A 17,311-nucleotide genomic window follows, 5' to 3' on the forward strand; every position below is an offset into this window, starting at 1 on the left:
AAAATAAGCCATCGGTTATGATGGCTTATTTCAATTTTTGACAAACGAAAAATATTCTCTCGGCCTCGGGCTCCAATTCCTTCTCAGAAAAGTCACCGGTAATTCTTAGAACCCTAAAGCCGGCTTCTTCAAGAAGATGTTCATAAGCCTTCACAGACAGTGTTCTTTGCATATGTACTTCGTCAAATCGGGAATATCGGGCGTCCTCATCCTGCACAAAAAAGCTTAGTTCATGTTCAACACTGTCAGGGTATTCCCCTTCATAGCACTGCCAGATGTAGGAAAGCTCCTGTGCATTTTCAGCGAACGTATTTCCAGAAAAGATTTTATGAATTTTATAAAGGCTGTGTACATCAAACAAAAAAATCCCGTTCTCCTTCAGATGGCGGTATACTGACTGAAAGGCTGCAGCGACCTTTTCTTCTGTCAAAAGATAGTTCAGTGAATCGCAAAAAATAACTGCAGCATCAAACTCAGGCAAACCTTCAATTTCAGTCATGTCCTGCTGCAGATATTGAACAGAAGCATGCTGGTTCATTGACTTTTCGTGGGCAACTGCCAGCATGTCATCGGACAGGTCGATTCCGGTAACATCATACCCCTTTAATGCCAGCGGTATGGAAATCGATCCCGTTCCACAGCCAACATCAAGAACACTCGATACTTCAGCTTCAACAGATGCTACAGCCTGCTGAAAAAAAGAAATCCAATGCTCATACGGAGCGTCTTTCATTAACTGATCATAATAATACGCAAAATGTTGATAGCTCATACCTGCTCCTTTTATTTAGGAAAGCATTTGGTTCAGGTCAACAGACGGGGCATCTCCCCAAAGTTTTTCCAGGTTGTAATAAGATCTTTCGTCTCGGTGAAAAACATGAACCACCATATCCCCCATATCAACAAGAACCCATCTTGCCTGATCAAAACCTTCCATCCTGCGGATATTGATTTCCTTTTCCATCGCTACATCTTTAATTCCGCGGGCAATGGCCTGAACCTGTTTCTCCGAATTACCATGGCAAATTAAAAAATAATCCGCAACAAGTGAAATCCCCTTCATATCAAGCATCATAATATCTTCTGCCCGTTTGTCATCCACCGCTTTCACTACGAGTTCAATCAGTTCCTGTTCATTCAAAATTATATTCCTCCGTTTCGTTCTTTATTTTTATGCTGTGCCAATAGACTGTTATACGCATTGATCGTTTCCGGATAAACCAGTTGATTTTGCTTCATGAGAAAGGTTACCGTATTTTTCAGCGCCTGGAGGCATGCCGTGTCCAGGTCTTCCCTGGCAAGCTGACGAACCTCATCCACACCGGGAAACTTTCTTCCTGGCTCAATATAATCGGCCAGGAAAATAATCTTCTCAAGCTTACCCATCCCTACACGTCCTGTAGTATGATAGGCAATCGCAGCCAATATATCGCGGTCATCAATGCCTGCTTCCTTCTCTACAAGGTAGGCGCCGACCGGCGCGTGAAGAAGCTCTCCTCCATAATGCAGCAGACTTTCCGGCATGGCTTGTTTTCTAACAATTTCCTTCATTTCATCCTTTGGCCTGAACTTGGCGTAGTCATGAAAGATAGCGGCAAGTTCCGCCTTCTGTGAATCTTCTTCATAGCGGTCCGCAAGCTCAAGAGCCGTTTGCACAACGCCAAGTGTATGCTGATAGCGGTGCTCGGTTAATTGTTCCTTAACTATTTCAAGGGCTTTTTCGCGATTCATAAAGTCCCTTCACCTCGATTTGTTTTCTGACACGCTCGGGAATTAGATACGTGGTGTTTCCTCCATCAGACAATCTTTCCCTGATCAGGCTGGAGGACACCTCAAATAATGGCACTTCAAGCATTGCTGCCTGATAAGGATTTTTTTCGGCGTTAAGAGGATGACCGCTTCGATTGATCGCAATAAAGGTCACCATACGGCTTAATTCATCAATTTCATGCCAGGTATCCAGTGAATCAAGCATATCGCCGCCAATAATAAAAAAATACTCATGATCAGGGTTCTCCCGCTGCAGTTCTCTGATCGTATCTATAGTATATGAAGGCCCTTCCCTTTCAAACTCGATCAAAGAGAGGGAAAATTTAGCATTGTCCTGGATTGCCGCTTTTACCAGTTCAATCCTGTCCTCGTTTGAGACACCCAATACCAATTGTTTATGCGGCGGATGATTGGCCGGCATCCATATCACCTCATCAAGTGAAAAAGCAGTGAGCGCTTCCTGTGCGATGAGTAAGTGCCCATTATGAGGAGGATGAAAAGAACCTCCAAAAATCCCTATTTTACCCATTGTATCATTCCTTTACGGAAGTTTGATCTCTTTGTTTTCTTTGGACTCTTTATATAAAACAATAACGTTTCCGATTACTTGAACAAGTTCAGCCTTTGCTCCTTTGGCAAGATCTTCGGCTACTGCATGCCTTGGTTCTTCGCAGTTTTGAAGAATGCTGATCTTGATGAGTTCTCTTACTTCCAGTGCCTCCTGGATTTGCTTAATCATATTGCTGTTGACTCCGCCTTTTCCTACCTGAAAAATAGGCTGAATCGGATTTGCTTTGGAACGCAAAAAGCGTTTTTGTTTACCTGTTAACATAACTTCCTCCCAATTCTTGAATCACAATCTTTTCCATCAATGATGTATCAGGCGTTATCCCTGTCCATTTCTCAAAAGACAGTGCGCCCTGGAAAACAAGCATGGCCACGCCATTGTCAGTAATGGCCCCGCGTTTTTCACTTTCTTTTAACAGAGCGGTCTTAAAAGGATTATAAATAATATCCGAAACCACTGTTCCCGCTTTTAGATGATCAACACGCAAAGGAAGACGGTCTTCTTTCATGCCGATCGACGTTGTATTAATGATAATGCTGAATTCAGCAAGCCTTTCTTCTGCTTCCTGAAGAGAGATGACTTGGTCCTGTTCTCTCAGACACTCGTTAAAAATATCTTGTGCCTTTTCCTTCGTCCGGTTCGTGATGGCGATGGAACAGGGTCCTTCTTTGCTCATTGCATAGCTGATGGCACGGGAAGCTCCCCCTGCACCAATAATGAGGACCTTCGCCTCTTCGATTGGAAACCGCACATGGCGTATTAATCCTTTGATAAAACCGGCACCATCCGTATTGTAGCCCTTCAGTTTTCCGTTTTCATTGACTACGGTATTAACTGCACCGATCTTCAACGCATCTTCAGAGATTTCATCAAGGTACGGCATAATGGCCTGCTTATGGGGAATGGTAACGTTCCATCCCGCGAAGCCCTGATGACGCATGTCCCGGACAGTCTCTTCCAGATGATCCGGATGCACCTCATATTTTTCGTAAACATAGGAAAGTCCTGCTTTTTCAAAAGCTCCATTCTGCATCTGAGGTGACATGGAGTGGCTGACAGGATATCCGATTAAACCAACTTTTTTTTCCATCCTTCGATCTCCCCTCATCAAATGAGTGAAGGCCTCAGGGTGACCGCGACGCCTTCTGGTGCATGAGCAGCAATTCTGGCACCCGGTTCTTTAACCGTAACCCAGCCGAGCCCCGATATGACCACATCTGTATCCTTCTCTTTAATGGTAAACTCGTGCCTTTTTAGCGGAGGCAGGTTTCCCGGATCGGAAGGCGGGTTCAAAAGGTCACCCAGTTGATTTTTATAGAGCTCATCGGCATTCTCGAGCTTTGTCCTGTGAATGTGCAGCTCATTGGACAAATGGCAGACAAATGACCTTCTTCCGCCGCTGATGTAATCAAAACGCGCAAGTCCTCCCAGAAATAAGGTTTGAGCCTCATTTAGCTGGTAAACCATCGGCTTGATCTCTTTTTTCGGCATAATGAACTTAAGCTCTTCCTTGCTGACGAAGTGCGCCATTTGGTGATGATTGATTATCCCTGGCGTATCAAAGAGAGCACTCTCTTCATCCAAAGGAATATCAATCAAATTCAAAGTGGTTCCCGGAAAATGGGAAGTTGTGATAATGTCCTCCTGCTCCGTACCCAACTGTTTGATCAGTCCATTAATGAACGTGGATTTCCCTACGTTGGTACAGCCTACAACGTACACATCTCTCCCGCCGCGCAGCTCATCGATTCGCTCGGCGACATCCAAAAGACCTGTTCCCTTAGCCGCTGATACCAAATGCACTTCCTCTGCTTTTACACCGAGCTCTTTGGCCATGGAAGACATCCATTGTGTCAGTCTGTTTTTGTTAACAGATTTAGGGAGCAAGTCCACCTTATTTCCTATCAGCATGAGTTTGTTTTTGCCGATATAGCGGTGTATTCCCGGCAGCCATGATCCGTTAAAATCAAAAATATCGACCACTTTTACAACAAGCGCGTCTGTATCACCAATGCCGGATAAAATCGTGCGGTAATCATCATCTGTAAGGCTGACATCCTGAATTTCGTTATAATGTTTTAAACGAAAACAGCGCTGGCAAATGACAATATCCCTCTTTAAACTGGAGGGTGGCGCATAACCAAGCTCTTCCTTATTTTCTGTCTGTATGACCGCTCCGCATCCGATACATTTAATCTGTTCCTTCAATCTTATTCCTCCCAGTTAAGCATGCCTTTCCTTTTCATCCAAGACAATATCATCCGTTCAATTTTCCTGTTAACTCTTGTCCATAACCCGTCGGTGCTGGCCACAGGCACAACCATAATCGTGTGCAGTTTAAGACGGTTTCCACCCAGAACATCCGTCAGCAACTGATCGCCAATTACCACGATCTCATCCCGTTTCAGGTTCATGTCACGGATCGCACGCTTAAACGCGCGGGTCATCGGTTTTCTTGCACTATAAATAAATGGGATTTGTACAGGGTCAGAAAAACTGCTCACACGCTGCTGCGTATTGTTTGAGACAATCGTTATTAAAATTCCCTTTTCCTTAAATGAACTAAACCATTTTATCAGTTCTGGAGTAGCATCCGGACGATCCCATTCAACCAGGGTATTATCCAGGTCCGTAATGATTCCTTTTACATTCCGTTTCAACAACATTTCAGGCGTTATATCAAAAATGCTCTGGACATGTTCATCCGGCAAAAAATTTTTTAACATGCTGGACACCTCTATACTATTCATTCATTTACACTTTTACATTGTACCAGTTATTCGCCATGTAACAACTTTTTTATTGTTTTCTGACAGCGGCCAGTTTCAAAAACTAATAAGTTTTATCAAAAAAGTTTTCGACAAATTGTTCGCATCCGACAATGTGGATAACTTTATCAACATTGTACACCGCGAAAAGAGCAGAATTTTCTGTCTTATAAACAAACTACCCACAGGTTATCCACCAAACATTGTGGATAACCGAACGATTGTTCTGTTTTCTTTTTCATGTTAAGCTGAATTTAGAAAGTATCAGAACTTATAGTTTATGCGGATTTCAACCATTTGATAACCCCTCAGCCGGAAAAATGCATCCTAAGGCATTTAAAAAAACAGGAGGTGAACATGCCACCCGATGGCAGCTCACTTATGGAAAATTTATCGGACGAACTTTTGATTGAATCTTACTTCAAAGCAAAAGAACTGCGACTCAGCTCTGATTTTATTTCATTAATTCAAAAAGAAATTGAACGAAGATCACTTGAGAAAAGATTGAACGTTTCTTTGCTGAAAGCCCATCACTAGATGAGGCTTTTTTTATTTTGCTGATTATAGAACCTTTCCTTGCAGGAAAAACTAAACTTATTTTCAACCCTTGGAATATGTGCCTTTTCAGGTTTTTTATATTAAATAGGAAGAAACAAAAACATTCAGTATTTTCAACGGTTTTAAGTTGATTGTGCCTGTTTTTTCTGCTTACAATGAAATGACACTGGTTAAATAATCTCATACATAATCATGACTTTTGAAGGAGGAACGGATTTGTTTTTGTATTACATTGCTTTGCCATTTATCGCGGCCCTGTTGCTTTCTCTTTTTTCCCGACCGCTCTCAAAGACGTTCCATAACGGATGGCTGGTAGCACTTGTTCCTTTGGTTTTGTTTATTTTGTTTTTGACACACAGCAGCGGAATATCAGAAGGGCTGCCTGCGGTATCATTGACAAACTGGATCCCATCGATGGGCATACAGCTCTCCTTTTATCTGGATGGCCTCAGCCTTTTGTTTACATTGCTCATTACAGGCATAGGCTTTTTGGTTGTTTTATATTCTGTCTTTTATTTGAGCAAAAAAGAAAATTTGATCCATTTTTATATTTACTTGCTCCTTTTCATGGGATCCATGCTAGGGCTTGTGTTGTCGGATAATCTATTTGTTCTGTATACATTCTGGGAATTTACCAGCATATCTTCTTTTTTGCTGATCGGTTTCTGGTCGCACCGCGCACGATCCGTATATGGTGCACTAAAATCCATGATGATTACGGTATTTGGCGGGCTCTCCATGCTGGGAGGCTTTCTGCTGTTGTGGGTTGCATCGGACACAACCAGCATCAGAGAAATTATCAGCCAAAAAGAAGAAGTGATGGCAAGCCCTCTTTTTACAGCCATCCTGCTGCTCGTATTAATAGGAGCCTTTTCCAAATCTGCGCAATTTCCTTTTCACACATGGCTTCCCGATGCCATGGAAGCGCCCACGCCAGTTAGTGCGTATCTCCACTCTGCCACCATGGTAAAAGCGGGAATCTACCTTGTTGCCAGATTATCATTATTGTTCAGCGGCAGTGACGTATTTTTCCTGTGTGTTTCCGGTTTTGGACTGATCACACTGTGCTGGGGTTCATTCATGGCCGTCCGGCAAACGGATCTCAAAGGGATATTGGCTTTTTCGACCATCAGCCAGCTTGGAATGATTATGGCTATGCTTGGCTTTGGTTCGGAGGCTGCCATTTTTGCCGCGGTTTTTCATATTTTTAATCACGCCACATTTAAGGGAAGCTTGTTCATGGTTGCGGGAATTGTGGACCATGAAACAGGGACGAGAGATATCCGTAAGCTCGGCGGCCTGATGACCTTTATGCCGATAACTGCAACCCTTGCCTTCTTTGGTACCTTTTCCATGGCAGGGTTCCCGCTCCCTATCTTTAATGGGTTTTTAAGTAAAGAAATGTTTTTTGATGCCTCGCTTCAAACAGCTGCTCCATCCGGCCTTGCAGCACAGGCAGCTCCCCTCTTTCCTTATCTCGCAGTTTTGGGAAGCATTTTTACATTTGTCTATTCGATGTACTTGTTCTTCGGAACGTTCAGGGGGAAAGTCCAATTGGACAAACTTGAGAAAAAACCGCACGAGGCTCCTTATGGAATGCTGATCGCTCCGTTTCTGCTTGTTTGTTTCATTGTTGTGATCGGACTTCTTCCCAACCTGATCAATGAACATCTTTTGGCACCCGCTGCAGGTGCGGTAGCCGGAACGTCAATTCATATGCATCTGGCGTTTTGGCATGGCATTAAATTGCCGCTTATCATGTCCTTGATTGTTGTTGCTACAGGCGCCTTGTTATTTCTTTTCAAGCGGTACTGGGAACGTATATACCGGTATCTCCCAGGAAAACTTTCAGCCGATAAAGCCTATCAGGCACTTCTTAACGGCTTGCTTAAAGGAGCAAAAAAGACGACAGCATCCTACATGACAGGTTCGTTAAGCCTGTATTTATCAATCATTGTATTGTTTCTCATTTGTGTGACCGCAGGAATGATGGCTGCCACCGGGGGATTTGCCTTTAGTACAGATGATCTTTCACCCATTCAATGGCCGGAAGTCATCACAGGCATTGCCATGCTGATTGCTGCTATTGCCACTATTTTTATGAAACGCCGGATCGCTGCCGTTATTGTTATCGGCGTGGTTGGTTACGGACTGGCGCTTTTGTTTGTATTATTCCGTGCTCCTGATCTGGCCTTAACGCAGCTCATTATTGAAACAGTTACAGTCGTTCTCTTTCTGCTCTGTTTCTCGCATCTGCCAGTGATGAAACCAAACTCCAAACCACTGCGTTCCAAGGTGGCGGATGTCCTGATTTCATTGGCAGCAGGTGCACTCGTTACATTAGTCGCGATCTCATCTCACAGTTCCAAATGGTTTCAGCCCATCTCTGACTACTTTGTCAAAACCTCCTACTCGCTTGGCGGAGGAAAGAACATTGTGAACGTCATCCTTGTAGATTTCAGGGGGCTTGATACGATGTTTGAGATTACGGTTCTCGGCCTCGCCGCATTAGGAATCTATGGAATGATTAAAATACGATTGCGGAAAAAAGGAGGAATGGAGCAATAATGGAAATTTTAATGTGTATTCTGGGAGGCTCCCTTTTTGCGGCCGGCATCTATCTCCTGCTGCAGCGCCAATTGCTCCGCATCATCCTTGGGACAGCTTTGGTTTCCCATGGAGCTCATCTCTTAATATTAACAATGGGAAAGTTAAACCGCGGAGCACCTCCCGTATTAAGTGAAGGAATCGAGCAATATACGGATCCATTGCCCCAGGCACTGATATTGACCTCCATTGTTATCAGCTTTGGAGTGACCAGCTTTTTACTCGTTTTGGCCTATCGTGCTTACCAGAAAAACAAAACAGATATGATGGATCAGATGCGAGGTACAGAAGATGAGTAACCTGGTCATCCTTCCTATTTTGATTCCTTTGTTTTTTGGTGCATTATTTATTTTTTTTCATAATAAATTAGCAGTCGTCCGCTTAATGTCAATGATTGCTCTTGCGCTTAGTACAGCTGTTGCGGTCTTCATGATCTATGAGGTGTTTTCAAGAGGTTCATTAATCCTTGAAACCGGAGGATGGAAAGCTCCCTATGGCATCATTCTGATCGCCGACAAATTGTCTTCCCTGCTGATTTTAACGACCAACATCATCGCGCTGGCAGCTTGCTGGTATGCAGGAGCCACTTTGGATGAAGCACGTGAAAAACACTATTTTTACACACTGTTTCTGATTCTGATCGCCGGAGTAAGCGGTGCTTTTTTGACAGGTGACCTATTTAACCTGTTCGTCTTTTTTGAAGTACTGCTGATGGCTTCCTATGGACTGATTGTTCTTGGTGCCACAAAGGTCCAGTTGAGAGAATCCATTAAATATGTGCTGCTTAACCTCTTCTCTTCCATGTTATTTGTGACTACCGTAGCCTTTTTATATTCTGTTACAGGAACGGTGAATATGGCGCAGCTGGCCGAGCGTGTAGGTGCTGTAGAACAAAAGGGCGTCCTGACGACTATTGCGATTCTGCTGTTTGTGGTTTTTGCCACAAAAGGAGCTTTGTTCCCGCTTTACTTTTGGCTTCCAAAATCCTACACTGCGCCGCCTCCTGTCATCTCTGCATTGTTTGGCGCGCTGTTGACGAAGGTGGGAATCTACTCCATCTTACGGGTCTTTTCCTTGATTTTTGTCTACAAACTGGAAACAACTCATACCTTTTTTGTCATCCTGGCAGGGTTCACCCTCGTTTTCGGTGTCATAGGAGCCTTGTCCACCCACAATGTGAAATTGATTATTGCATACAACATTATCCCTGCCATTGGGTTTATGATTTTGGGAATCGGGACGTTTTCTGCAGAATCACTGGCCGGGACTATCTACTACCTGGTCCATGATATGATTATAAAAGCAGCCCTTTTCTTCCTGGCCGGGATTCTCGTATATGTTGCGGGTACAAGCGATTTGCGGCAAATGGGCGGATATATTAAAAAATACCCGCTCGTCGGGTGGATGTTTTTCATTGCAGCACTTGTTCTTGCCGGAATTCCTCCCTTCAGCGGATTTATTGGAAAACTGCTGCTGCTTAAAAGTGCTTTTGAAGAACAACACTATATGGTAGCTGCCATCGGTCTTGGCTGCAGCCTCTTGATCCTGTTGTCCATCATGCGCATATTTATTATGGCGTTTTGGGGAGAACAAAAAGAAGGTAAGGAAATGAGGCTGAAGCCGGGAATGGTGATTCCTCCGCTTGCACTTCTTGGCATTTCCGTTTTTCTCGGAATCGGAGCAGAATGGGTTTATCCGCACATCCAATCGATTGCCGACGGTCTTGCCGATCCGTCCCAATATATTAATGAAGTTTTAAAAGCGAGGTGAGTGCTCAATGGCCTTTCAATTGTTAATCAATATTTTTATCGGGATCATCTGGATGTTCCTGTCGGAAAACTATTCGTTTGCGAGCTATGTCAGCGGTTTTGTCGTGGGGATTGGCTTGATTTATTTGCTCAACCGCTACATCCCCGATGAATTTTACTTTCATAAGATTTGGGCCATCATTAAACTGATCTTTTTATTTAGTAAAGAACTGATCCTCGCAAATTTTGATGTTCTAAAATGGATTTATAAACCGAAAATGAATTTTCGCCCCGGGATCATTGCCCTGCCCACCGATTTGAAAACCAATTGGGAGATCAATTTGCTGGCGAACCTGATTACTCTCACACCGGGCACGCTGTCAGTAGATGTATCGAGGGATCAACGCTTCATTTACATTCACGCTATTGATCTGCCGGACACAAACGAAACGATCCATTCAATCAAAGAAACCTTTGAAAAAGCGATTATGGAGGTGACAAGATGAGCAGTTGGTTCGAAAATGTCGTTACTGTCTGTCTTATTGTGAACTGCCTCTCTGTTCTGTTACTCGTTTATCGGGTGGTTCGTGGCCCATCCAGTGCAGACAGAGCGGTTGCCATTGACACGATTGGAGTCAACCTGATTGCTATCACTGCCCTCGTTTCCATTCGGCTGAATACCATTGACCTGCATGATGTCATTTTACTGATCGGAATCTTGACCTTTATTGCTACCGTGGCCATTGCAAAATTTTTGGATAGGGGTGTTCTTATTGACAGAGATCGTAATTAGTATTTTTCTTATCCTCGGCACCTTTGTTGTGTTTTCCGGGACACTGGGCGTTCTCCGGTTCCCAGATGTGTATTCCAGGCTTCATGCCGCAACCAAGAGTGCCACACTGGGTGTTTCCGGCATTTTGATTGGCTCCTTTCTTTTCTTTTTGTATGCTCAGGACTTGGTCAGCGGAAAGCTTCTGCTTGGAATTGTATTTGTTCTTTTGACAGCTCCTGTGGGCGGTCACATGATTTCAAGAGCGGCCTACCGAAGCGGCGTTCCTTTATCTGAAAAAACGATACAGGACGAGTTGAACAGCGAGAGGGATTACTATTAATGAAAGTTGGAAAGGGAGTTCTGGAAAATATCCCCTTTCCATATTTACAAATTTAACATATAATGATAAGAATCTAATATATTTCATTAATAATGGCTAGTTGATTACACAAGTATCTTTCCTGTCTTACGGACATAAGGTACGGAGAGTGATGTGATGTTATGTTCATGACGGCAAGAGAACGGGTTGATTCCACAGTAAAAAAAGTAAAAGGCCAGACGGCCAATATTTTAACACTGGTCAACCTCTCGCTCGGTGCTCTCGCTTTAATGTTTATTTTTAAAGATGATTTGAAAACCGGCTTTATTTTAATTTTTTTAGCAGGTCTTTTTGACCGGTTTGATGGTATGGTTGCCCGGAAATTAAACATAGAATCAGAGTTTGGCAAACAGCTAGATTCTCTTTGCGACTTAATTTCATTTGGCATTGCGCCCGTATTTTTGCTGTACCAGGCCTCACTTTTTGAATATGGTGTTCCCGGCATTATTTTTACGATCTTATTTATCGTTTGCGGCGCCATACGTCTGGCCCGTTTCAATATCACTGAATTCACAGGATCATTTGTGGGAGTTCCGATTACGGTGGCAGGCTGTTTGATTGCCATGTGCTACCTTCTCACTCCTTTTATTCCGGGATATTACTTTATCTTTATTTTGATCGCTTTTTCTTTTTTGATGATCAGCAGCATTTCGATCCAAAAAAGATAAACCAAATAGGACAAAACAAAAAAACAGCTATAGCAGCAGCTGTTTTTTGTTTTTTATTTGATTAGTCATGAGTCAGTTCCAAAAATTCCTTTACGTCTTCCATTGCCACATCGATACCTTTTTTCCAGAACTCTGGCTTCGTTACATCTTCATTTAAATGCTTCATTGCAAGCTCTTCAACCGTCATGCTGGCTGTGTCTCTAAGAAGGGCAATGTATTTCTCTTCAAATCTGGTTCCTTCCTGTTTGGCAATGGCATAAATGCTGGCACTGAATAAATAGCCAAACGTATACGGGAAGTTATAAAACGGAACATCAGTAATATAGAAATGAAGCTTTGAAGCCCAGAAATACGGATGATAGCTTCCCAGCGAATCACAAAACGCTTCTTTTTGTGCTTCGACCATGATTTCCTTCAATCGTTCAACAGGTACAAGGCCTTGTTTTCGCTCTTCATAAAACCTTGTTTCAAATAAAAAGCGTGCATGAATGTTCATAAAGAACGCCACTGAGCGCTGCGCTTTGTCTTCGAGGAGGGCGATTTTTTCTTCCTTGCTTTTTGCGTTTCTCACGGCAGCGTCAGATACTACCATCTCCGCAAAGGTAGAAGCTGTTTCAGCCACATTCATCGCATAGTCAGTTGCCAAAAATGGCATATCATCCATCACGTAAGAATGGAAAGCATGGCCAAGTTCATGTGCCAATGTTGAAACATTACTTGGAGTGCCTGAGTAAGTCATGAAAATCCGTGTTTCATTCTTCACCCGGAATCCTGTGCAGAATCCGCCCGGCCGTTTCCCCGCACGGTCCTCTGCTTCAATCCATTGCTTTTCAAATGCGTGCTTTGAAAACTCCGCCATCTTCGGGCTGAAGGATTGGAATTGTTCAACAATAAAGCTGGCACCTTCATCATAGCTCATTTTGGTGTCCACATTGGAAAGCGGAGCATCCACATCGGCCCAACTCAGTTTCTCTACGCCCAGCAGTGAAGCTTTTCGGTTCAGATACGTTACGAACAGCTCCTTGTTTTCCTCGATCGCCTGCCACATCGCCTGCAGTGTGTCATCTGACATTCGGTTAATGTCGAGAGGCTCTTTCAGGACATTGTCCCACTTACGATGTTTATACACGCTGTTCCGGAATCCCGCAATATGGTTTAAGGCTTCTGCGCAAAAATCCGCCTGCTCATCCCAAGCTTCCGTGTATTTGGCAAAAACACTTTCTCTTTCTTCTCTGTCCGGACTTGTCATGCGGTTTTCTGCCTGTCCAACAGAAAGAACCTCTTTCTTTCCGTCCTGTTCCACTTCGATGCCAATTTTCCCTACAACCGTGTCATACAGGGTGGACCAGCTGTGATATCCGTCCACTGCCAAATCATTCATTAACGCTTCCTGTACATAGGATAGCTTTTGTGAAGCGAGTTTCGCCTTTCAGACAAAGGAAACGCAACAGCAGCAAAATAAGGTTTTTGAATCACAGAATTCCACTCTTTATCTGGAATATCGGCCATCTTGTTATCCAATAGGACCAATACTGTAGAATAAACAGCGTTTAGCGATTCCAATTTACCGCGAAGATTCAAGGCCTGCTTGTCATTAACATCCTGTGCCGTCAAACAGCCGATAAAGGATACACATTCATTGATCAGCGCAGCATTCTCCTGAACGCCTTCAACAATCTCCTGAAGTGATTCCTCGGAGAATTGGAAATCTTCGACTTTCTGGTTAAGGTCCGCGAGTTGTGTTTCAATGCGTCCAATCGCAGCAAGCAATTCTTCCGAGCGGCTTCCGCCCTTAAATATTGATTCCAGATCCCAGCTTTCGCGCAATCCTTGCAATAGCATCTAAAATCCCCCTTATGTAAGAAATATTCGATCTATTTCCATTATAGTGAAATTTTTTTGAAAAATCGACCCTTTAGTTTATTTTACATAAAAACTCTCTTCCCTCAATCTGGAAGAGAGCAAGAAGCTATTCTGCGATGCAAAGATACATGAAATATACGAGGGTAATGATCATTATGGCAAATAGCAAAACTTCCTGCATGCGCCCGAGCCTCCCTTATGTATTGTTCTTTACATCTATTCCCCTTAATACAGTGATCAATCCCATTATTGGTATTATTCTGTATTAAGCTTTATCTACATTATTCTTTGCTCTCTTCGTGATACCTCCAGCCTTCTTCGAAAATACTATGAAATAGGGAAAGAAAAAGCTTGTTCCATTTTAATTCGAAATTGTTGCATTTTCCTGTATGGTCGCATATATTATAGTCAATTCTCAAAATGTTGAATATAGGAAACATTTTAACCTAAGGGACACCCTGTGACGTATTTTGCAAAAGAAGGTGAGCAACATTGAATAGTAAAGCATTGGAAGCCGCAATGCCCAGAAAAGGTAAACTCCGCAGAGCCATTCCTTTTCTCGGCCCCGCATTTCTTGTAAGTGTGGGCTATATCGATCCCGGCAACTGGGCTACAAATATCGAAGGCGGTGCTGCATTTGGCTACACGCTTTTATGGGTTCTATTGCTCAGTAATCTCATGGCCATTTTGCTGCAAACAACCGCTGCAAAACTCGGGGTAGCCACAGGAAAATCATTATCGGAAAACTGCCGGCAGCATTTTAAAAAACCGGTCGCTGTTTTTTTATGGATAACAGCTGAGCTGGCTGCCATGGCAACGGATCTCGCCGAATTTCTCGGAGCAGCCCTGGGGATCTATCTCTTGCTGGGCATTCCTTTGTTCCCGGCTGCATTGATCGGAGCTGCAGTTACATTTGGCATCCTTATGCTCCATAAATACGGCTTCCGCTTTATTGAACAAATTATTCTTGGCTTCGTCATCATAGTGGCTGCTGTTTATATTGTTGAACTTTTTTATGCCAAACCGGACCTTGGGCAGGTCGGCTATCATCTGGTCGTCCCCCATCTCAACTCGGCAAGCATTCTGGTTGCCATCGGAATGCTCGGTGCCACCGTTATGCCGCATAATATTTTTCTTCATTCTTCTGTTGTGAAGAACCGCTTGAAAAAAAATCAGCCGAAGCATAATCACCGGGTATATAAGTATGCAATAGTGGATTCATTGCTTGCGTTGAATGTGGCATGGTTCATTAACTCGGCCATGATTGTAGTAGCGGCAGCTGTCTTTTACAAAAATGGGGTGAAGGTTACATCCATTGAAGATGCCTATTCCACCCTGACACCGCTCCTTGGCGGTTTTGCGAGTCTCGCTTTTGCCATCGCCCTGCTTTCTGCCGGCCTTTCATCCTCTGTAACAGGGACCATGGCCGGTCAGTATATACTGGAAGGCTTTCTTAACATCAAGATTCCGATATGGGTGCGAAGGGTCGTAACCATGATTCCTGCTTTGATTATTATTGGAATGGGGATCAATACGTGGAAAGCGCTGGTCGTGAGCCAGGTTATTCTGAGCATGCAGCTTCCGTTTACGATTATTCCATTGATTATGTTTACCCGAAATAAGAAGATCATGGGAAGCTACGCCAACAAGCGCTGGACCAATATCCTGCTGATTTTGGTGGCGGCGGTCATTATTATTTTGAATGGCCTCCTCATTTATCAGACATTCGGCGGCGAATTTTAAAAACACCAAGCAAGGCTTATGCCTCTGCTTGGTGTTTTTTTATGCTATTAATTTATTTACAATAATCATGATAATTCCTGTTAATGAGAACAAGACTGTAATTCGTGAAGAAATTGTCTTATTAATGAGCAGGCGCTTTTGAGCTATCCTTGTCATGAACCGCAAGTCTATTCATCAATTCCATACTGCTATGATTTACTCCAACCAGTTTGGCTTTAACACCATGCTGGCGATATTTTAACACCACTTTATCTATGGCTCCAATAGCTGAGTCATCCCACAAGTGGGCTTGTGTGAGATCAATAATGACTTCATCTGCTTTTTCGGCAAAATCAAATTGCGAAACAAAATCCGTGACAGAAGCAAAAAACAACTGGCCTTTTACCGAGATCAATCTTTTATTCAAAGCCTCATCCAGTTGGGAGCGAACCTCCACTTTGGAAATTTTCGAAGCAAAGAACAATGCACTTAAAATAACACCAGCCACAACACCTTTGGATAGGTCGTGAGTGATCACCACAGTAACCACCGTTACAATCATAACCGCAGCATCTGTTTTCGGCATTTTATGAAGCTTGGTTAAAGATGACCAGTCAAACGTGCTGATCGACACCATAATCATCACACCCACAAGGGCTGCCATCGGGATGGAAACCAGGATATCATTTAACACAGCAATCAGAACCATGAGAAACGCACCAGCCACAAAAGTGGAGAGCCTTCCTCTTCCGCCTGACCTGACGTTGATGCCGGATTGGCCGATCATCGCACAGCCCGCCATTCCGCCAAAGAATCCGGCTACAATGTTAGCTATCCCCTGTCCCCGTGCCTCCTTGTTTTTATCACTTTCCGTGTCTGTATAATCATCAATGATCTGCGCAGTCATCAGCGATTCAAGCAGACCAACAAGCGCCAGTGCGATGGAATAAGGAAAGATGATCTTTAACGTTTCCAGGTTAAATGGAACATCAGGAATAAGGAACGTTGGGAGCGATTGGCTTAAATGTCCCATGTCCCCTACCGTCCGTACCGTTGAACCGGTCGTAACCGCAATAATCGTAATGACGATAATCGCAACCAAAGGCGAAGGAACCACTTTAGTGATTCGAGGGAACAAATAAATGATTGCCAGTGCCCCTGCCACCATGGCATACATGGGCCAGCCTTCACCAACAAAATGCGGCAGCTGCGCGGAGAAAATAAGAACCGCCAGCGCATTTACAAACCCTATCATGACCGGCCTCGGAACAAACTTCATGTATCTCCCAAGTTTAAGCGCTCCAATAATGATCTGAAAAATCCCTGTAAGGATCGTCGCCGACAGCAAGTACTTTAATCCGTGATCTGCCACCAGCGATCCCATTACGAGTGCCATCGCACCGGTTGCGGCAGAAATCATGGCTGGACGTCCCCCAACAAAGGAAATCACAACGGCAATACAAAATGAGGCATACAATCCGACCATCGGATCTACCCCTGCAATAATGGAAAACGCAATCGCTTCTGGAATAAGCGCAAGCGCAACAACAATACCTGAAAGGATGTCCCCTCTGATATTGCCAAACCACTCCTTTTTAATTGTCTCTATATTCAACTGCAAAACACCTCGTTTGTAATTTTTTTATAGTGACTTTCAACTCTCATGAAAGTCGGGGCCGATGTTAACGCGTAAGATTATACCATGGATTCCATAAAAGTGCCTCATGTTATGTAAGCGCATAAATAACTTCCAATCTTCAAATAACTTCTATTTTCTTCAACTATCAAGGTAATAGTGTTCTTTTAGAAATTAGCCCTTTGTTCGATTATGTTTTACTGAACTTCATAGTGGTATAAACATGAATAACAACTTCTGTAAAACAGAGAA

General features: G+C 43.5%; 20 protein-coding genes. 9 read left to right on the forward strand and 11 right to left on the reverse strand.

Annotated features, from left to right (window positions below):
• Nucleotides 1-25: 25 nt before the first annotated feature.
• From QYB97_RS13330 to QYB97_RS13365, 8 genes are read right to left on the reverse strand one after another with little or no spacing between them, the layout of a single operon-like run.
• A complete protein-coding gene (locus QYB97_RS13330; RefSeq protein ID WP_301166492.1) occupies nucleotides 26-772 on the reverse strand; it encodes a class I SAM-dependent DNA methyltransferase in 747 nt (248 codons plus the stop codon).
• 15 nt (nucleotides 773-787) lie between these two features.
• Nucleotides 788-1,141 carry a ribosome silencing factor gene (rsfS, locus tag QYB97_RS13335; RefSeq protein WP_301166493.1) on the reverse strand — a complete coding sequence of 118 codons (354 nt, stop codon included), beginning with the start codon at nucleotides 1,139-1,141 and terminating at the stop codon, nucleotides 788-790.
• A gap of 2 nt (nucleotides 1,142-1,143) precedes the next feature.
• Nucleotides 1,144-1,731: a bis(5'-nucleosyl)-tetraphosphatase (symmetrical) YqeK gene (yqeK, locus tag QYB97_RS13340; RefSeq protein WP_301166494.1), complete on the reverse strand. Its 588-nt coding sequence runs from the start codon at nucleotides 1,729-1,731 to the stop codon at nucleotides 1,144-1,146.
• On the reverse strand, nucleotides 1,709-2,299 hold the full coding sequence (locus tag QYB97_RS13345) for a nicotinate-nucleotide adenylyltransferase (protein WP_301166495.1): 591 nt from the start codon (nucleotides 2,297-2,299) through the stop codon (nucleotides 1,709-1,711). Before QYB97_RS13345 ends, yqeK begins: the two co-directional genes overlap by 23 nt.
• Before the next feature lie 12 nt (nucleotides 2,300-2,311).
• A complete protein-coding gene (gene yhbY, locus QYB97_RS13350) occupies nucleotides 2,312-2,602 on the reverse strand; it encodes a ribosome assembly RNA-binding protein YhbY (RefSeq protein ID WP_301166496.1) in 291 nt (96 codons plus the stop codon).
• Nucleotides 2,589-3,428 carry a shikimate dehydrogenase gene (gene aroE / locus QYB97_RS13355; protein WP_301166497.1) on the reverse strand — a complete coding sequence of 280 codons (840 nt, stop codon included), beginning with the start codon at nucleotides 3,426-3,428 and terminating at the stop codon, nucleotides 2,589-2,591. The genes yhbY and aroE overlap by 14 nt, the downstream gene beginning before the upstream one ends.
• A 17-nt stretch (nucleotides 3,429-3,445) precedes the next feature.
• Nucleotides 3,446-4,546: a ribosome biogenesis GTPase YqeH gene (yqeH, locus tag QYB97_RS13360; RefSeq protein WP_301166498.1), complete on the reverse strand. Its 1,101-nt coding sequence runs from the start codon at nucleotides 4,544-4,546 to the stop codon at nucleotides 3,446-3,448.
• Nucleotides 4,547-4,548: 2 nt separating this feature from the next.
• Nucleotides 4,549-5,064, reverse strand: a complete 516-nt coding sequence (locus QYB97_RS13365; RefSeq protein ID WP_301166499.1) for a YqeG family HAD IIIA-type phosphatase — start codon at nucleotides 5,062-5,064, stop codon at nucleotides 4,549-4,551.
• Nucleotides 5,065-5,487: 423 nt separating this feature from the next.
• Here QYB97_RS13365 and sda point away from each other — a divergent pair, with 423 nt between their 5' ends.
• The 8 genes from sda (at nucleotide 5,488) to pssA (ending at nucleotide 11,838) form a co-directional block, all read left to right on the forward strand.
• Nucleotides 5,488-5,643, forward strand: a complete 156-nt coding sequence (sda, locus tag QYB97_RS13370; protein WP_301166550.1) for a sporulation histidine kinase inhibitor Sda — start codon at nucleotides 5,488-5,490, stop codon at nucleotides 5,641-5,643.
• Between the two features lie 237 nt (nucleotides 5,644-5,880).
• A complete protein-coding gene (locus QYB97_RS13375; RefSeq protein ID WP_301166500.1) occupies nucleotides 5,881-8,232 on the forward strand; it encodes a Na+/H+ antiporter subunit A in 2,352 nt (783 codons plus the stop codon).
• A complete protein-coding gene (locus QYB97_RS13380) occupies nucleotides 8,232-8,570 on the forward strand; it encodes a Na(+)/H(+) antiporter subunit C (protein ID WP_301166501.1) in 339 nt (112 codons plus the stop codon). Before QYB97_RS13375 ends, QYB97_RS13380 begins: the two co-directional genes overlap by 1 nt.
• On the forward strand, nucleotides 8,563-10,041 hold the full coding sequence (locus tag QYB97_RS13385) for a Na+/H+ antiporter subunit D (RefSeq protein WP_301166502.1): 1,479 nt from the start codon (nucleotides 8,563-8,565) through the stop codon (nucleotides 10,039-10,041). Before QYB97_RS13380 ends, QYB97_RS13385 begins: the two co-directional genes overlap by 8 nt.
• A gap of 7 nt (nucleotides 10,042-10,048) precedes the next feature.
• A complete protein-coding gene (locus tag QYB97_RS13390; RefSeq protein WP_301166503.1) occupies nucleotides 10,049-10,525 on the forward strand; it encodes a Na+/H+ antiporter subunit E in 477 nt (158 codons plus the stop codon).
• On the forward strand, nucleotides 10,522-10,812 hold the full coding sequence (locus QYB97_RS13395; RefSeq protein ID WP_301166504.1) for a Na(+)/H(+) antiporter subunit F1: 291 nt from the start codon (nucleotides 10,522-10,524) through the stop codon (nucleotides 10,810-10,812). The genes QYB97_RS13390 and QYB97_RS13395 overlap by 4 nt, the downstream gene beginning before the upstream one ends.
• Nucleotides 10,793-11,131, forward strand: coding sequence for a monovalent cation/H(+) antiporter subunit G (gene mnhG, locus QYB97_RS13400; RefSeq protein ID WP_301166505.1), 339 nt, complete (start codon nucleotides 10,793-10,795; stop codon nucleotides 11,129-11,131). The genes QYB97_RS13395 and mnhG overlap by 20 nt, the downstream gene beginning before the upstream one ends.
• Nucleotides 11,132-11,298: 167 nt before the next feature.
• Nucleotides 11,299-11,838, forward strand: a complete 540-nt coding sequence (pssA, locus tag QYB97_RS13405; protein WP_425589801.1) for a CDP-diacylglycerol--serine O-phosphatidyltransferase — start codon at nucleotides 11,299-11,301, stop codon at nucleotides 11,836-11,838.
• Nucleotides 11,839-11,899: 61 nt separating this feature from the next.
• On the opposite strand, the gene QYB97_RS13410 is transcribed toward pssA, so the two are convergent.
• Both QYB97_RS13410 and QYB97_RS25215 read right to left on the reverse strand, forming a co-directional pair.
• A complete protein-coding gene (locus QYB97_RS13410; RefSeq protein WP_356948181.1) occupies nucleotides 11,900-13,219 on the reverse strand; it encodes a M3 family oligoendopeptidase in 1,320 nt (439 codons plus the stop codon).
• Complete coding sequence (locus QYB97_RS25215; RefSeq protein ID WP_356948182.1) at nucleotides 13,219-13,680, reverse strand: hypothetical protein; 462 nt, start codon at nucleotides 13,678-13,680, stop codon at nucleotides 13,219-13,221. Before QYB97_RS25215 ends, QYB97_RS13410 begins: the two co-directional genes overlap by 1 nt.
• Before the next feature lie 540 nt (nucleotides 13,681-14,220).
• Here QYB97_RS25215 and QYB97_RS13415 point away from each other — a divergent pair.
• Complete coding sequence (locus QYB97_RS13415) at nucleotides 14,221-15,444, forward strand: Nramp family divalent metal transporter (protein WP_425589803.1); 1,224 nt, start codon at nucleotides 14,221-14,223, stop codon at nucleotides 15,442-15,444.
• Between the two features lie 121 nt (nucleotides 15,445-15,565).
• Here the strand turns inward: QYB97_RS13415 and QYB97_RS13420 are convergent, their stop codons facing one another.
• Entirely contained in the window at nucleotides 15,566-17,038 is a 1,473-nt protein-coding gene (locus QYB97_RS13420; protein ID WP_301166508.1) for a SulP family inorganic anion transporter, read from the reverse strand.
• Nucleotides 17,039-17,311 lie beyond the last annotated feature (273 nt).

The sequence above is a fragment of the Fictibacillus fluitans genome, from assembly GCF_030418125.1.
Classification (GTDB): domain Bacteria; phylum Bacillota; class Bacilli; order Bacillales; family Fictibacillaceae; genus Fictibacillus_C; species Fictibacillus_C fluitans.

Coding starts and splice junctions, on each gene's coding strand:
- QYB97_RS13380 (WP_301166501.1), top strand. CDS start 8,232: ATGGAAATTTTAATGTGTATTCTGGGAGGCTCCCTTTTTGCGGCCGGC.
- QYB97_RS13390 (WP_301166503.1), top strand. CDS start 10,049: ATGGCCTTTCAATTGTTAATCAATATTTTTATCGGGATCATCTGGATG.
- QYB97_RS13415 (WP_425589803.1), top strand. CDS start 14,221: ATGCCCAGAAAAGGTAAACTCCGCAGAGCCATTCCTTTTCTCGGCCCC.
- QYB97_RS25215 (WP_356948182.1), bottom strand. CDS start 13,680: ATGCTATTGCAAGGATTGCGCGAAAGCTGGGATCTGGAATCAATATTT.
- QYB97_RS13395 (WP_301166504.1), top strand. CDS start 10,522: ATGAGCAGTTGGTTCGAAAATGTCGTTACTGTCTGTCTTATTGTGAAC.
- pssA (WP_425589801.1), top strand. CDS start 11,299: ATGACGGCAAGAGAACGGGTTGATTCCACAGTAAAAAAAGTAAAAGGC.
- QYB97_RS13365 (WP_301166499.1), bottom strand. CDS start 5,064: ATGTTAAAAAATTTTTTGCCGGATGAACATGTCCAGAGCATTTTTGAT.
- QYB97_RS13345 (WP_301166495.1), bottom strand. CDS start 2,299: ATGGGTAAAATAGGGATTTTTGGAGGTTCTTTTCATCCTCCTCATAAT.
- sda (WP_301166550.1), top strand. CDS start 5,488: ATGGAAAATTTATCGGACGAACTTTTGATTGAATCTTACTTCAAAGCA.
- QYB97_RS13410 (WP_356948181.1), bottom strand. CDS start 13,219: ATGAATGATTTGGCAGTGGACGGATATCACAGCTGGTCCACCCTGTAT.
- QYB97_RS13330 (WP_301166492.1), bottom strand. CDS start 772: ATGAGCTATCAACATTTTGCGTATTATTATGATCAGTTAATGAAAGAC.
- QYB97_RS13385 (WP_301166502.1), top strand. CDS start 8,563: ATGAGTAACCTGGTCATCCTTCCTATTTTGATTCCTTTGTTTTTTGGT.
- yhbY (WP_301166496.1), bottom strand. CDS start 2,602: ATGTTAACAGGTAAACAAAAACGCTTTTTGCGTTCCAAAGCAAATCCG.
- yqeK (WP_301166494.1), bottom strand. CDS start 1,731: ATGAATCGCGAAAAAGCCCTTGAAATAGTTAAGGAACAATTAACCGAG.
- aroE (WP_301166497.1), bottom strand. CDS start 3,428: ATGGAAAAAAAAGTTGGTTTAATCGGATATCCTGTCAGCCACTCCATG.